This is a genomic window from Shewanella pealeana ATCC 700345 (assembly GCF_000018285.1).
GTDB classification, from domain to species: domain Bacteria; phylum Pseudomonadota; class Gammaproteobacteria; order Enterobacterales; family Shewanellaceae; genus Shewanella; species Shewanella pealeana.
This window is the reverse complement of record NC_009901.1, coordinates 4462452-4478218: the sequence shown is the minus strand read 5'-3', so window position 1 is coordinate 4478218 and position 15767 is coordinate 4462452. Positions and strand designations below refer to the sequence as shown.

At 42.8% G+C, this 15767-nt stretch carries 11 protein-coding genes; 6 read left to right on the top strand and 5 right to left on the bottom strand.

Translation table 11 applies throughout. The features are described from left to right. Positions 1-92 precede the first annotated feature (92 nt). Positions 93-2243, bottom strand: coding sequence for a bifunctional 2',3'-cyclic-nucleotide 2'-phosphodiesterase/3'-nucleotidase (locus SPEA_RS19335; protein ID WP_012156871.1), 2151 nt, complete (start codon positions 2241-2243; stop codon positions 93-95). Positions 2244-3109: 866 nt separating this feature from the next. Further along, positions 3110-3310: a hypothetical protein gene (locus SPEA_RS19330; RefSeq protein ID WP_049767987.1), complete on the bottom strand. Its 201-nt coding sequence runs from the start codon at positions 3308-3310 to the stop codon at positions 3110-3112. A gap of 474 nt (positions 3311-3784) precedes the next feature. Here SPEA_RS19330 and SPEA_RS19325 point away from each other — a divergent pair, with 474 nt between their 5' ends. Further along, positions 3785-4288, top strand: a complete 504-nt coding sequence (locus tag SPEA_RS19325) for a glycine cleavage system transcriptional repressor (RefSeq protein ID WP_012156870.1) — start codon at positions 3785-3787, stop codon at positions 4286-4288. Positions 4289-4707: 419 nt separating this feature from the next. Continuing rightward, entirely contained in the window at positions 4708-6327 is a 1620-nt protein-coding gene (locus SPEA_RS19320; RefSeq protein ID WP_041411640.1) for a BCCT family transporter, read from the top strand. Between the two features lie 346 nt (positions 6328-6673). On the opposite strand, the gene SPEA_RS19315 is transcribed toward SPEA_RS19320, so the two are convergent. Both SPEA_RS19315 and SPEA_RS19310 read right to left on the bottom strand, forming a co-directional pair. Next, on the bottom strand, positions 6674-7030 hold the full coding sequence (locus SPEA_RS19315; protein ID WP_012156868.1) for a hypothetical protein: 357 nt from the start codon (positions 7028-7030) through the stop codon (positions 6674-6676). Positions 7031-7345: 315 nt separating this feature from the next. Next, on the bottom strand, positions 7346-9205 hold the full coding sequence (locus tag SPEA_RS19310) for a methyl-accepting chemotaxis protein (RefSeq protein WP_012156867.1): 1860 nt from the start codon (positions 9203-9205) through the stop codon (positions 7346-7348). A 520-nt stretch (positions 9206-9725) separates the two neighbouring features. Here SPEA_RS19310 and SPEA_RS19305 point away from each other — a divergent pair. From SPEA_RS19305 to SPEA_RS19295, 3 genes are all read left to right on the top strand, one after another. Further along, positions 9726-10382, top strand: a complete 657-nt coding sequence (locus SPEA_RS19305; protein WP_012156866.1) for a Qnr family pentapeptide repeat protein — start codon at positions 9726-9728, stop codon at positions 10380-10382. Between the two features lie 450 nt (positions 10383-10832). Then, positions 10833-11129 (top strand): SEL1-like repeat protein, encoded by a 297-nt coding sequence (locus SPEA_RS19300; protein WP_012156865.1) that lies wholly within the window; start codon positions 10833-10835, stop codon positions 11127-11129. 87 nt (positions 11130-11216) lie between these two features. Beyond that, positions 11217-11621 carry a hypothetical protein gene (locus tag SPEA_RS19295; RefSeq protein WP_012156864.1) on the top strand — a complete coding sequence of 135 codons (405 nt, stop codon included), beginning with the start codon at positions 11217-11219 and terminating at the stop codon, positions 11619-11621. Between the two features lie 110 nt (positions 11622-11731). Here SPEA_RS19295 and ppnP read toward each other — a convergent pair whose 3' ends face one another. Beyond that, positions 11732-12013, bottom strand: coding sequence for a pyrimidine/purine nucleoside phosphorylase (gene ppnP, locus SPEA_RS19290; protein ID WP_012156863.1), 282 nt, complete (start codon positions 12011-12013; stop codon positions 11732-11734). Between the two features lie 283 nt (positions 12014-12296). On the opposite strand from ppnP, the gene SPEA_RS19285 reads away from it, so the two are divergent. Continuing rightward, positions 12297-15605 (top strand): HD domain-containing phosphohydrolase, encoded by a 3309-nt coding sequence (locus SPEA_RS19285; RefSeq protein WP_012156862.1) that lies wholly within the window; start codon positions 12297-12299, stop codon positions 15603-15605. The last annotated feature ends 162 nt before the right edge of the window (positions 15606-15767 follow it).

The window sequence follows — 15767 nt, the reverse complement described above, 5'->3', positions numbered from 1 at the left end:
TTGATTTTAATCTAACTCGGTTTAAAGCGGCTTAAGTTGCTTAGCGTTAGTCGCTTGGTGCCAGTTACTTAGCGTTAGTAACTTAGTGTTAGTTACTTAGCTTTAGCCGCACAGTTAAACTCACCGTTGTAGTCAAAGTTAAAGTGGAACTTAGTAAAGCCTTCAGTACCCGCTTTAGTTTCTTCTTCTTTTGTAGTAGAAAGACCTGTGATACCACTGTCAACACAGCGGAATGCTTCATCAAGTGTTGCTGATGCAAACCAAACGCTATCGGTGTTTGGTGCTATAAGTTGGAACACTTCGGCATTCGGGAATGCTAATGACGCGTCACCTTGATTATCAGCTAGCGAGTCTTCTAGGTAGTATTGCACTAACTCACGGTTGTTAAATGCCGCTTCTTCTTTAACAAGAACGGCTTTATCAACACCAGGCATTTTTACGTTAGACGCACGGTAGTTGTTAGTAATAACATAGATTTCTGCGTCATCAGCAATTTCAACGCCGTTATAAGTTAGGCTGTCGATCTGCTTATTTTCAGTCTCTGTGTACTCAAAACCGTTAATGTCGATGTACTTTGACTCATTCTCAACGTTAACTGTGTACTTAAGTAAGCCTTCACCAGCTTGGCTGAAGCCACCGAAGAATACGTCAAAGTTATAGCCAGGGAATGATTCATTTAGGAAGCGCTCACCAGCCGCTAAAGGTAGGCTGTTGTATGCGTTTGAGTTAACCCACTCAATCCAGTTCTTCATATCTGAACCAGTCATCTTTAACACTGCTGGCGTATTGTTATCAAATACATAGATATCAGCAACAGATGCGTTAGTTAGCTCGCCTTCTTGGATGTTGGTAAAGTCTTGTGGACCGTTACGGCCAGACTTGAATGGTGCAGAAACTGACAAGAAGATAGCGTCGTCAGCAGCATTGGCAAATTCACCAGCTTCTTTCCACTTCATTAACTGGTGCAGTTGCGCTTCGTTAACCACTTGAATAGATAAATCAGGTACCACTTGTGGGAAGAAGCTGTTCATGTTCACATCGATTGAAGCAATAGATGTAGACATGTAATCAATCGTGCCTTGGTGCTCATCAGCGACTAAATCTTCGATAATACGATTTGAACTATTAGGAATAAGTGAGCGTAGTTTTGATGTTGACTTAGTATGGTCAACGCTCCAGCTTTCGCCGTTATCTTTAGTTGTTAGCGTTAAGTCAATAACACCTAGCTTAGCGCCCCAGAAACCTGGCATAACAGCTGGAACACCATTAATTAATCCAAGCTCGGCATCAACGCCTTCGATTTCGCCGTATTCTCCGGTTGTATTAGGGAATTCACGGTGATCGTGGCCAAACATGATGGCATCAATGTCGTCAACATAGGCAAGGTGCAGTGTTGCGTTTTCAGCAAACTCATTGTCATTGTCATTTAGACCTGAGTGAGGGATAGCAACAATAATGTCTGCGCCTTCAGCTTTCATCTTTGGAACATAATGTTCAGCAGTTTTCTTGATGTCAGACACCATGACATTACATTTTAGTAATGATGCATCCCAACCCATAATATTAGGTGGGGTAAAGCCGATAACACCGACTTTAACTAAGTAAGACTCACCGTTGCTGCTCTTAAATTCACGATCTAAGATCACGTATGGCTGATACTTATGTTCAGCTTCCTCATAAAACTCTTCAGTAATACGAACTTCACACTCTTCTGCGGCATTACTTACTTTTTCTAGCGAGTTATCAACTTTCCATACGTTGGCGCTCACATAAGGGAAGTCTGAACCTTTAAGAGACTCGTCTAGGAAATCTAAACCGTAGTTAAACTCATGGTTACCCAAGTTAGCTGCGTCGTATTGCAATTCGTTCATTGCTTTATAAACAGGGTGGGTATTTTCTTTAACGTGATCAGTACCCAGTGACGCCATATAGTCGCCCATTGGGCTACCTTGGATTAAGTCACCGTTATCAAATAGCATGCTATTTTCAACTTCATTACGTGCAGCTTCGATAACCAAAGAAGTACGCGCTAAGCCCCATTCAGGTAACGTAGTTTCGTTGACTTCTTCGCTGACAAAGTAGTTGTACGGCATTACGTTGGTGTGGATGTCTGTTGTTTCCATCAAACGTACAGTGATGGTGTTGTCACTAACATTATTATCATCGTCTGATGAGCTGTTACAACCCACTAAAGCAGCAGCGATGCTTGAAACAAGCAGAAGCTTCTTAGTACTTAATTTCATATTTACTCCAAAAACCATTTATTATTTTTTATTAAAATTGATAGCAACACTTAATTATTAAATTGGGAAGGTTAAGTGATGTTGGATACGCGAACTAAACAGGTCGGACATCCTAAATTCAAGGTAAATTAATTAAAATTAATGAGGAAGTAAAGTGAGCAATATGTGTCTAACCGCGGGTTTTAACAAACTAAAATAAAGGTTTAATTAACTGTTCAATCAAATCTAGTAATAAAATTATATGAATGGGTATTATATAGCTCGATAAAAAACAACAAGAGACAACGTTTGTACTAGTAACTGCCTTAATTGGTGATTTAATTTACGGGCAAACACTGTTTGCTTACATTTCATTAAAGCTTTTACGGTGTTTTTTGTAAATGGCTTTACAGGTTTTTCAATTTGATACTGTGGCGTAGAGATAAACCCTTGATCATAATTTTGTTCGCCAGATAAAACGTAGATAGTAAGCTTTTATTTAAACACCTTAAAAACAAACACCTACCCATATACATTATTGGTGTGTGTCATGAGGTTGGAGGGGGGGTATTTATATCTCTGTGTCGTAAAGTTTAAAGTAAAAAATTTATGATGCTGTTTGCTGTTTTTTTTACTTACTAATGATCAAAATAAATCGAATCTGACTTAAAACAAAAAAGTTGAGATGGTTTTTTTGCTAAATCACTTTGGAAATTTAATTTGTAATTATTCAAATTAAATCGGTTTATTAACAAGTTTTATGGCGAATTAAAATAATTGCAACATGGTGGGGCTGAAATCTCAAGTTCAGAGCCTAGGCTCCGCTCCTTGGCCCAGATAATCGTGCCCCATGATGAATGGTATTTGTGGCGTTTGCCGGGGCCACCTTAGCCGCCAGAGTCTAAGTAGCCTTCGGCTGCTATAAACTCTACGCCGGTTAGCTTGATTTTACTGAGTTGCTCGACCACTGACTTATGAAAGAAAACGTATTTGTACCAAGCGGGATCGAAAAAGGCTAATTGCCGCGCTAACTCGGTTTCTGCTTGAGCTTTAGGGTCGATGCGTAAGTGGCGAATACCACGAATCATCTCGTCGCCGTCTTCATCTTGTCGGTAATGCCCACGTTTTCTCTGGCAAAAAAGTATTAGCCCAACGTTAACTCCATGTTCTCAATAATTTAATCAGGTATTGCTGCTGCTCTTTTGGGGAGGGTAATCTTACAAGGCTAAACTCACTCGCCCTAAATAAATCTCTTAATTTAACCCTTGTGTTAGATAGCGAGTTCGATAAGAAGAATTGCTGTAGGCTTAATTAAACAAGGGAGGCAATTATGTTATTGATTAATAATGGGTGGCTGAGCTCTAAGAAGCGCCTCCAAAGAGGGCGTCTTGGCGGTATAGCCTGTTAAAGTGTGGCGGGGTGGATAATCACACTGATAAAAAGGTTAAGTTCAGTTAATGAGATTGGTATAGCACTGTGGCTGTGGTAGATTGATTCTATCGATAAGTTTGTATGTGAGCGATTCGTTTTCACTGTATATTTTGTATTGAGAGGTACTTGGTATGAAGAAGACTTTTGTTACCACTGTCAGCGGTGTGACTGAACCAGACATAATTAAATCGTTGGCCGAGATCACCCGTAAACATGGTGGTGAATGGCAAATGAGTAAAGTCATTAAACTCGGCGGACAGTTTACTGCGCTGTTTGAGGTGGCTATCGAGGCTGAATCTCAGCCGCAACTTGAGTCTGACTTTGTGGCTCATTTCCCTGCGCTATACTTTTCCTACGCTCTAGTCGCTGAGCGCTCCCCTAGCGCATATCAAACCGCCAAATTTGTATTTGATTGTAATGACCGCCCCGGTTTAACACGAGACATTGACAGTATTTTGGCTGTTCTCGAGGTCGACGTTGAGTCGTTGGAATGTCACCGTCTAGCCGTTATCGGCATGGGGTCTCCGGTATTTTCCTCAACCTTAACCCTTGCTATTCCGGAGTCTGTAACCAGCAAGAGAGTGATTGAGTCACTCGAAGGCTTAGGTGATGATGTGAGAGTGAGCCAGATCTAACTGACTACTGTTATCGGGCCTGTGCATTCGAGCTTATATGGATGCACAGCTCTGAGATGACTTATCTAGAGTAAGTATAACGCGACTCCCCCGCAATAAAAGCCATCGCCCCCCCTTGTTTACGAAGCCCCAATTTGCCTTGCAAGGCGTGGGTACAGGGGCAGATTAAACGCTTGAAATAGCATTGAAACTGAAATAATTCACTACTCTCTAATGTATGCTGCAACTTTAGCGCTGCCAAGGGTGATTTTTATTCGACTTTCGTATGTGTTAAAATATCGCCCCTTTTACAGCCTCAACCTTTACAAAGTCGCTATAAGTCTTTGCGATAGCCGAGGAAAATTCACCGAATCAGCTTAAAAATAGTAGCGCTAAACGGCGCTCATTTAATGGCTGACGACGATAAAAGCGAATACTTAATGTCGAATTTGACACAATCTGTTGAGCGTAAATCAACTGATGAAAATTACCTTGCGGCGCATCCGCCTGAGCGAAGTGATGCATCAACCACTAACGCCTTTGCCAGTCCTGTACTCTGGTTAAGTGGCGGCTTTCTCGTTCTCTTCGTACTGCTTGCTGTTTTCGATACCTCCGCTCTGTCCAGCGTCATTCAAGTTGGATTCTCAAAAGTGACCCTATGGTTTGGCCCTTTTTGGCAAGTTCTGCTGTTGGCTAACTTTGTGATTGGTCTCTACTTAGCCTTTGCTAGAACTGGCGATGTTACCTTGGGTAACCTTAAAGCGCCGGAAATGGATACCTTCAAATGGTTGGCTATTATCCTGTGTACCCTATTAGCGGGTGGTGGTGTATTTTGGGCGGCGGCAGAGCCTATCGCTCACTTTGTTTCTTCGCCGCCATTTTATGGTGAAGCTGAAGGTCGCAGGCTGGCAATCAATGCGTTATCGCAATCATTCCTGCATTGGGGCTTCTTAGCGTGGGCGATACTCGGTAGCTTGGCGGCAATCGTGTTAATGCATCTGCACTACGACAAAGGCTTACCGTTGCAACCTCGCACCTTGTTGTATCCCATTTTTGGCGACAGAGCGCTTAATAGCTGGGTTGGTACCTTAACCGACACTTTCTGTATTATTGCAGTGGCTGCGGGCACCATTGGCCCTATCGGCTTCCTTGGCCTGCAAATCAGCTACGCACTCAATGAACTTTTTGGTGTGCAAGATACCTTAATCACCCAAAGTTTGGTGGTAGTGTTTGCTATCGCCATGTATACCTTGTCGGCATTGAGCGGCCTTAGCCGCGGCATTCAGCTAGTTAGCCGCTACAATATTTTACTTTCAGTCGCACTCATCATCTTTATTCTATTATTTGGCCCAACCAGCTTTATTGTTGATGGTTACATGCAAGGCGTGGCGAGAATGGTGAATGATTTTGTGCCTATGTCGCTCTATCGTGGTGATGCCAACTGGCTAAGTTGGTGGACGGTATTTTTCTGGGGCTGGTTTATTGGTTATGGCCCTATGATGGCTATTTTCATTGCGCGTATTTCTCGTGGCCGCACGATTCGCCAATTGATCCTGTCGATTTCTATTATTGCACCGCTAATCACCTGTTTCTGGTTTAGTGTTGTTGGTGGTTCAGGTCTAGCATTTGAGCTCGCTAACCCTGGTGTTATTGCTAATGCATTTGAAGGCTTTAACTTACCAGGCGTGTTGCTGGCGATTACTTCACAGCTGCCAATGCCGACGCTGATAGCGATACTGTTTTTGATCCTTACGACTACCTTCATTGTTACTACGGGTGACTCGATGACTTACACCATTAGTGTGGTTGTCACCGGTTCTACCGAGCCTAGTGGGGCAATGCGTGCGTTTTGGGGCATATTGATGGGGCTGGTTGCTATCGCGCTAATTGCGATGGGCTCGGGCGGCATTTCCGCCTTACAATCCTTTATTGTGATCACCGCCGTTCCGGTCTCTTTTGTGCTACTACCTACTTTGTGGCAAGCGCCTAAAATGGCGAAAGCGATGGCGGAGCAGCAATTTGGCAAAGCCTCGCTTAATCAACAAGCAGAGCGCTCGTAGGCAAGAAAGCTAATGTCCACAGCATAAAATTGCTTTTTAAAGCCTCGTTACTGAATAAGTATCGGGGCTTTTTTATTGCGGCTAGCCCCGAGGTTTTTAACCGAGAGTTTAGACTGAGTGTTTAGACTGAGTGTTGCTGCTGAGTATGCTTGGCTGCATGATTCATCAAAGAGGATATTTTTATGTGGGGGGGGGGGAAGAAGATGCTTGGGTTAGCAACACTTGCAGCCATCTTAGGTGAATCAGTGGCTTTAGATGCAAGCTATTGCGCTATATATATGTGCAGTGTATGTGCTGTAGTAGGATGATGTTTTTATAAAAATACTGCTGATGTAAGCAGGCAGGTTCACATCTCTTCGGTGACGGTGCACATGCCTGTAAAGGCGGGTTGATCAGCAACTTGCACAGTAGCGAGCAATTGGTGATCTGCCAGTGGGTATTGGGTGTAGGCAATATAGGTGGGGGTTTCACTGATATCTTGGCCATCAACACCATCTATTCGGTATATGTTTCCCATTACCGGGGATTTATAACTACCGTCGATACTGACTAGCGACTCATTAGAACGCAAAATTTCGATATTTTTCATGATAACGTCGTCGCCACCTTGCACTTTACATATCAGATCGCCAGCTTGCGCTACGCCACTTAATGCTGCGATGCTGATGGTTGAACCTATCAATAGTTTGCTCAATATATTCATTAAATCTTGCCCCATTATGTTGTTAACTATCTGCACCCATGCAAAATTAATATGTACAGTTAAGCTGAGTGCTTGATTTGAGTATTTAATTTGAGCCTATATTAGGATAATAGTTCCCTGTCATCGGCTGTCAATTTGAACGGATTAGATATAAAGCTTGGGTATGTGGGTATGTGGGTAGGTTAAACGTGAGCTTGGTATGGGGAGCTATATATTGATGCGTAGCTTTATGAGTGTGGAGATAAAGTGCGGTATCAACAATGTTATTGATACCGCAGCAGTGTTCAGTGATAAGGCTTTTGCCAATGTGTAGGACTAACTGACTTTAAAGAATGCCATCTCTTGTTTAACTTTATGAATTAAGCTAGAAATATCTTGATTCACATCGCTGATGGTATGGGCATTATTCAAACTAACCTGCACAGTATCATTGATGTTTTCTACGCGGTGAGAAACATCTAATGTAACAGCTGACTGCTGTTCAGATGCCGTAGCAACTAATCTATTGATATCTGAAATCGATTCAACTTTTATTAAAATTTCATTGAAGGCGGTGGCGATCTCTTTAGCAATCACGTTTGACTCTTCTACCATGTGAGAATTATTAATCATGGATTCGTCGGCCTTTTTTGATTGCTCTTGCAGCTGACTAATAATGTTTTGAATATCTATGGTCGATTGTTGGGTCTTTGCTGCTAATGAGCGCACTTCATCGGCAACGACGGCAAAGCCACGGCCTTGTTCACCAGCTCTTGCAGCCTCAATAGCGGCGTTTAAAGCCAGTAGGTTTGTTTGCTCAGAAATTGAAGTAATAACATGTACAACGCTACTAATTTTCTCTGCATAAGCTCTTAGCTCATTGACTATGATGACAGACTCTTTAATAGAGCTGTTCACTTGCTCTGAAATCACTTCCGAACGACTGAGTGTTTCAGAGCCTAATGTGACAACATTTAACGCTTCAGATGTTTGAGTATCTGCTAGCACCGCATTTTGGGCGACATCAGCAGCTGTTGCCGAAAGCTCTAGGATTGCCGATGCGACTTGGTCTACTTCTAATGATTCATTTTGTGCATTGCTCTTATTCTCTTGAATAATCGACTCTATTAAGGCTTGGTTTTCTAACAATGACTCAGTTACCGCTCCTGTTGTCTGGGTAATATTCCTGATATTTTCTTGCATATCCCGTAGCGACATAGATACCAAGCCCGTGCGAGAGAAATCAACACCCATCAAATTCCCTTCAGCAAAAATACGGATTTTCGAAGCCAGCTCTCTAGGCTCTTCTCCTAGATTAATATCAATCTCTTTTCTTACTATAAAGAATACGACTAATGCCAAAATCACGCCAACAAGGAGTAATTGTATTACCACTGTCGTTAACAGCTCATTTCTGCTGTCTACTATTGAATTTTGACGGGTAAATGCAAATACATCATATTGATTATTAAAATCTTGCCTTGATACACTGTAGTGATCGCCATTATCATTTTGATATGAAAATGGAACCTGACTCACATTTCGGTATAGCGGTCTTAATTCATAGATGTTCTTACCTTTCCATGATTCGCCACTAAAATCCGCAAATAAAACATGGCCATCTTTACTTGTTATCACATATTGAATATTTGTTTTTTCAAGCTCTTCAGTGATATCGATATCGATACCTAACACGCCCACAATGGCATTAACACTATTTCTAATCGGCGACGAAACCGTAATAATTGTTTCACCAGTTGAACTTACATAGGGAAGGGAAACAATGTTACGCCCTTGCATTGCAACAATAAACCATTCTCTATTCAAATGTTTAGCGTTAAACCCTTCCATTAGTCCACTGACTTCACTCGAGTAGGTGAATGTTTCACCGCCGGGTTTACTGAAGTAAACCCCCATGTATTTGCCTTTTGACTCTGTCACTATTGAGCGCATGATATTCAAGGTTTCATCGTCAAACTCAAAACCTGAAAATGTTTTAGCTAAACTATTAACGCTATTTTCAGCGTTTGCCAAAGCATTGGACATAGTGCCATTAAGGATATTGACAACAGTGTCGTTTTCTTTCTGTATATTCGCGTTTTTCCAAGATTCAAAAAAGTTATAACTAACATAAAAACTTAATACCATTAATAATGATAGTGTCAAAATAAAATAGGTGGTGATCTTTTTTAACATAGCGCTAAGCCCTAAATATAAGAATTATGATGTCATAATTAATTGAGTTCAGCGAAATCTAATCAATAGAATGACGTTCTACCTAAGGCGACAATATGGTTGAAAACTTAATCGGAAATAGAATCCTTTATTGTGATCTGTTTTGCTTATGCAGAAGTAGGCGGTTGCTCTCTCCCTCCTTAATGCGCCAATTGCTGCAACTAACCTAAAAAATCATGGCTTTATCACCTATGCCCAAGCCTGCTTTAGTGCTGCTGTTTCTGAAACGGTATTGTCTCTTACGCTCAAATCTATCTGCTTAGCTATCTGTAAGCGCCTAGGTTGAGCTAAAGTTTTTTCTTATCCTTCGCGTCTTCATTAGAAATTTTCCCTAGGTCTAAGGGCCATTTTGACGCCTTAAAATCGCTTATAGCGTTATGTATAAGCTGTTGATTTTATTCGTTTTATTTTTGTTGGTTTCTCAGGTTGTGAATGCTAGTCTCCGATTTCCAGATTTGGTTTTGTGTTGCAAGAGGCGTAAATGAATAGAATAGATGAGCAATTTGAAGGGAATGATTTTAGTCATCAAGACTTGAGTGATTCACATTTTGAACGATGTAAGTTTTATAACTGTAATTTTAATCATACCGATCTCAGAGACAGCCGTTTTGTCGACTGCTCATTTATCGAGTCCGGTTCACTAAGCGGTTGCAACTTTGAGTATGCGAACTTGCAAGATTCGAGCTTCAAAGGTTGTCAGTTATCTATGGTGAGCTTTACTGGGGCTAATTGCTTCGGCGTGGAGTTTAGAAACTGCGACTTAAAGGGGGCTAACTTTCTTAAGGCGAGCTTTGCCAACCAGATCAGTCGACAAGCCTATTTTTGTTCTGTGTATATCACTGGCTGTAACTTGTCTTACGCTAATTTTGAGCGTCAATGCATAGAGAAGTGCGATCTATTTGAAAACAAATGGACTGGAGCAAATTTATATGGGGCATCGTTTAAGGGATCAGATTTGAGCCGGGGGGATTTTTCCAGTGATGCCTGGGGGCAGTTTAATGTGCGAGGCTGCGATCTTTCTTATGCTGAGCTATCAGGGTTAGACCCAAGAAAGGTGGATCTCAGTAATGTCAAAATATGTATGTGGCAGCAGGAGCAGCTATTAGCGCCTCTTGGAGTCATTGTTGGGGCTGACTAACCGTAGCAGTTTGAGTAGCTCGGCAGCATTAAGGGGTTGCCGAGCTGTATACCGAGCTCGGCTTGGCTATCTACATTTATCTACGAGGTTAAGCAGCCAAAAGCCTGACTTCTTTGGCGTAAGCCATTAGGTCAAAGTCTCTGAGCTTATCGATTATGGCAATACCTTGTTCATCTTCATAGATACAGTCGAACTCACTTGCGGCGTCATTGGCTTTTAGCCATTTATTTAACTCGCTGCTCTAGAGGGTGACTATTTGGTGAGTCTGGCTATCATCACCGGGTTATATTGGTTATGTTGGCCAGCCGAACGATACTGGTAGTGAGTACTCTTGCTTATTGCCGTAACTAAAGATTTTTTGTGCTTTGTTTGTGGATTTTTAGATGCGAGTATTTTTGTTAATCACACTGACTGTATTTGTTTTAATATATAGAGTGAACATTTGCAGAAGTGGATGTCGCTAAAGGTATGCTGTGGCTGAGGCAAGCGGCAGCTCTCGGTTTGGCTGAAGCACAAGTCGATTTAGCGACAATTGAATATAATGGATTCAATGGCGAGCCTGACTTTATCAAAATTTATGTATGGCTAGATGCGGCGAGTTTACAAGGTAATGAAGTGGCTAAGCAGCGGCTAAAGCTGATTGCCGCCAAACTTAGCGAAGCAGAGTTACAGCAAGCACAGACTATTAGTCAGCGCTGTATCGGGAGTGAGTTCAAACAATGTGAGATTTCACCTCAGGCAAATTAATCACAATTTTAAGTTCCGCCTCAGTTTTGCTGGTTACTATGGTGCGATTTGTTGTCTATTTTTTGATTAAAAGAAGGATTTATCATCTTGGATACAGGTAATTCAAAATCGACCAGTCGTAAGCCTTGGATTGCGCTGGGAGTTGTTGCTTCCATAGTGGCTTTATTCGCAGTGCTAGTTATGGTGATGCCTAAAGGATTCAAGGCAACCCATGACGAGATAGGTACAGGTAAACCGGCAATTGTTTTTGTTTATGATAATGGTTTAGCTATGAGCAATAGCCAGACTGAACAGATGAACGAAGCCCGTGATTATTTGGGTGACACTGTGTATTTTCTTATTGCGACAACGGGCACGCCAGCTGGTGATAAGCTCATTGCTGAGCACCGTGCGGACTCTGCCGAGCTGCTGTTATTTGATGCATCAGGCAAACTCACTAAAAGGCAATATGGTCTGAAAACTGCGGGTGAGTTAGTGATGTGGGTTGATTAGTCGAGATAATTAACTGTAAAAGCTAATAAAAAACCATCCACTTTGGCCCATGGTATGTGGAAATCAGTGGATGGTTTACTTGTATTACTGTTTACTTGCTAAGTGCAAGATTAACCGTAAATGCAAAGGTATGCAGTTTGAGTGGCAACCTTTACTTGAAACTTAGCATCGCCGATTACGTCAAACTGTTCACCAGCGCTAAAGGTTTGCCATTCAGCTTGGCCTGGTAATAACACAGTAAGCGCGCCTGAGATCACTTGCATCACTTCTGGTGCCGCAGTACCAAATTCATACTCGCCCGCTTCCATTACGCCTACAGATGCAGGTTTGTCAGCACCAGCAAAAGAAATCGACTTAACCTGACCTTCAAAATATTCATTTACAGCTAGCATTATTATTCCTCGTGATAAGAATGTTGAACACGGCTAAACAGCCTGAGTCTTGGGCTCAACGGCTCAACGGCGGGATAATATACCAATTGCATTATTACCAAAAGCTGAAATTAGCTGCGATTATTAGTGGGTGAGTTTTAATGGAACATATACAGTCTTAGCGCATAAGTAGAGGGTGTTTTGTCTATTATTTCAAAGCCTAATGCTACTTGTGCGCGTTGACTTGTTGCAGTCATGTTATAGAATGCCCCTTTCAAGGATTGAATAACAGAGTTGGGATGCTATGGGCGGTTTGGATAACATCAGTAATAAGCGATTTACCATTCGGGTGACTGTGGTGGGGATTTTTATCTTAGCCACAATTTTGACCGCATCGATTGCCATAGGTTTGCAATATTACTTCAGTAAAGCCATGGCTACAGATGCTGCGGTTAAGCTCTATAGTCATACAGCTAACAACACCAGTGGTTACCTCACTCAAGTCGATAATCGAGCGATTAATACCACACGTTTACTGTCAAATTTTGATGATATTGTTATCGATGACGCCTTTAATCCAGAGGTGAGACAGGCCTTCGCCGAAGTCATGCAGATCAACCCGCTGTTTTATGCCATCTACATAGGCATGCCCAATGGCGATTTTTATGAATTGATTAACTTAGATGCCAATCCAAATATTAGAAAACAGCTTAATGCATCCCATCTGGATCGCTGGGTCATCATCACAATAAGCGGCCAGGGAGGTCTACGCTTTAGAGAGCAGTCCTATCTCGATGAGCAATTCAATCTGCGTGTTACCCATTCCGAGCCTAGTGAGTACGATGCCAGAGTGAGACCCTGGTTTGTCGATGCCAATAGCCAAGCCGTTTCTAAGACTGAGCCGTACTTGTTCCAGCACTTACAATCACCAGGGCAAACTTATTCGATAAAACTCGCTGACTCGGGTGCGGTTCTCGCCTTAGATATTGCACTTTCAAGTCTGTCTGATTATCTGCTGTTGCAGGGGGGAGGCGCAAAGAAGTTCGAAGATAAAAAAATCTTTCTCTATAAGCAGAGTGGCGAGCTGATAGCATCGAACCAAGATAGAAAAACCGGCATTGAAATCCCGGAATCTAAACCGCTAAGGTTAACGGCTAAGCAGCAGGCTATGGTTGAAAATACTGAGCCCATATTAGTTTCTAATGAAACAGACTGGGCGCCGATTGATTTTGCTATTTCGGGCATGCCCCAAGGTTATAGTGTCGAACTGTTGAATTTAGTGGCGGATATGACGGGATTAGAACTGCGCTATATCAATGGTTTTAGCTGGAAAGAGTTAACCGAGAATTATAAAGCCAACGAGCTAGATATGCTGCACTCGGTAATCAAAACCGATGAAACCCTCTTACTGGGTGAGTTTAGTGAACCGTTTCTTGAGCTGCCTTACGCACTCGTTACCCAGCAGGGAGTGCCACAAATTACCCATATTGAGCAGCTCAACGGTAAGCAAGTTGCTATCCCTACGGGTTGGTCTATTGTCGAAGTCATTCGGCAGAACTATCCGTTAATTGAAATCGTTGAAATGGCTTCTACCTACGCCATATTGCATGCGGTTGAAGAGGGAGCCGTTTTTGCGGCGCTCGACAGTAGCATTATCTTGCACTACACGGCGAACCAGTTTTTTGTTGAACAGATTCAATTCCATGAGCAACTCGATTTCTCGCCAGTAGAGTTGAATACCGGTTTACATATTGTGATGCCTAATCAGGACTCGGCCATTATCGAGATAATCAATCTGGCGCTTGCCAATATAACTCCGGAGCAACGGCAAGCATTAAGAGCTAAATGGTTTGGTGAAGGAGAGAAGCAGACTCTATCGACCCAAGGAACCGTTCCCTTTGAGGCGCTTATAGATCTTGCAAGCGAGCCTGAAAACCAGAAACGACTGATTCGTCGTGAGATTAACGGTGTTGAGGAGTTCCTCTATGTCACCCCTCTTGGGGAGCCCTTAGCCAGTAGTAAAGAGCCCTTAGCCACAAGTGCCGAGCCCTCGGCTGGGAGTAAGGAGCCTTCAGCTACAAGTAAAAAGTCTTCAGCTGCAAGTAAAAAGCCTTCAGCCGGAAGTCAGGAGTTCTTTGCTATCGTGGTTCCGGCCAAGCAGTTATTGGCGACGAGTGTTGAAAAGGTGCAGCAATCTATCTTGCTCACCAGTATCTGTTTGTTAATTATCTTGCCTGTATCTTGGCTGTTCTCATCACCTATTATTCGCCCAGTAAAACTACTTGCCATCGAGAATGATAAGATAAAAAATCGCCAGTACGACGAAGTTAAACGGGTCGAGTCCAACATTACCGAGCTGGATGAACTGGCTGAATCTATGATGGAAATGTCGAGCGCGATCCAAGCTTATGAGGAGAATCAAAAGGAGTTGATGGAGTCTTTTATCAAGCTTATCGCCCAAGCGATCGATGATAAATCTCCCTATACCGCAGGCCACTGTAATCGCGTGCCCGAGCTTGGCTTAATGTTGGCTGATGCCGCTGAAAAGTCGCAGCTAGCCCCCTTTAAAGACTTCAAGTTTCATTCGGCCGATGAGCACAGAGAATTTAGAATTGCCGCCTGGTTACACGATTGCGGCAAGATCACCACCCCAGAATATATTGTCGATAAGGGCACTAAGCTTGAGGCGGTTTATAACCGTATTCATGAGGTGCGGATGCGTTTTGAGGTGCTTTGGCGTGATGCCGAAATTGATTACCTGAAGCGAAGTGCCTCAGGGAGCGAATCCAATGAATTTTATCTTGCTGAACTGACTGAAAAGCGCAAGCAATTAACGGCAGACTTTGAGTTTATTGCCAAGGCCAATGTCGGTGGTGAGTTTATGGGGCAAGAGGCCAAAGCACGCCTAGCCCAGCTTGCCGATATCACTTGGCAGCGTCACTTCGACGATAGGCTTGGTCTCTCGCCGGTAGAGGAACTCAACCTCAGTGAGCAAGCTAGCGAGCTCAGCTATCCTGTTACCGAACCGCTACTAAGAGATAAATCTGAGCATATTATCAAGCGCATCAATCAGGTGGAGTTTGACCCTAAATTTGGTATTAAGATGGCGATCCCGCAGCATCAATATAACTTAGGTGAACTCTATAACCTCACTATCTCTCGCGGCACCTTGACCACTGAAGACAGGTTTAAGATTAATGAGCATGTCACCAGCACCATTAAGATGCTGGAAAACTTACCGTTTCCGCCCGAGCTGGCAAGGGTGCCACGTTATGCCTCGACTCACCACGAAACCTTAAAAGGCACGGGTTACCCACGTAAGCTTAGCGCCGAAGACTTGTCGATCCCCGAACGGATCTTGGTGGTTGCCGATATATTCGAAGCGTTAACCGCGGCCGATAGGCCTTACAAGAAGGCCAAGCCTCTCAGTGTCGCCATAGATATCTTGCATAAGATGGCACTGGATGAACATCTGGATATGGATATCTTTAAGCTGTTTTTATCGAGTGGCATTTACTTGGAATACGCCCATAAATTCTTGGTTCCGGCACAGATTAATGAGGTCGATGTGGCCAAGTATTTACAGTCTGAATCTATGAGTAAGAGCGCTTAAATCGACAGAGTCGTTGCGGCAGCCAAATTCTATTTTTGAGAGGGTTTGGCTGTTTTTATTACTTAGGCAGACAAGTTGTTAAGAGATTTAAGCTGATTAATCCGTAATCAAAAAAAGTCATTGTTGAATACTCTTGTAATGGTAGAATGCGCGCTCAGTGAT

Excerpts from the sequence above, each read along its gene's own strand:
- SPEA_RS19330 (WP_049767987.1), bottom strand. The coding sequence starts at position 3,310 with ATGATTCGTGGTATTCGCCACTTACGCATCGACCCTAAAGCTCAAGCA.
- SPEA_RS19325 (WP_012156870.1), top strand. The coding sequence starts at position 3,785 with ATGAAGAAGACTTTTGTTACCACTGTCAGCGGTGTGACTGAACCAGAC.
- SPEA_RS19335 (WP_012156871.1), bottom strand. The coding sequence starts at position 2,243 with ATGAAATTAAGTACTAAGAAGCTTCTGCTTGTTTCAAGCATCGCTGCT.
- SPEA_RS19320 (WP_041411640.1), top strand. The coding sequence starts at position 4,708 with ATGTCGAATTTGACACAATCTGTTGAGCGTAAATCAACTGATGAAAAT.
- SPEA_RS19310 (WP_012156867.1), bottom strand. The coding sequence starts at position 9,205 with ATGTTAAAAAAGATCACCACCTATTTTATTTTGACACTATCATTATTA.
- ppnP (WP_012156863.1), bottom strand. The coding sequence starts at position 12,013 with ATGCTAGCTGTAAATGAATATTTTGAAGGTCAGGTTAAGTCGATTTCT.
- SPEA_RS19315 (WP_012156868.1), bottom strand. The coding sequence starts at position 7,030 with ATGAATATATTGAGCAAACTATTGATAGGTTCAACCATCAGCATCGCA.
- SPEA_RS19305 (WP_012156866.1), top strand. The coding sequence starts at position 9,726 with ATGAATAGAATAGATGAGCAATTTGAAGGGAATGATTTTAGTCATCAA.
- SPEA_RS19285 (WP_012156862.1), top strand. The coding sequence starts at position 12,297 with ATGGGCGGTTTGGATAACATCAGTAATAAGCGATTTACCATTCGGGTG.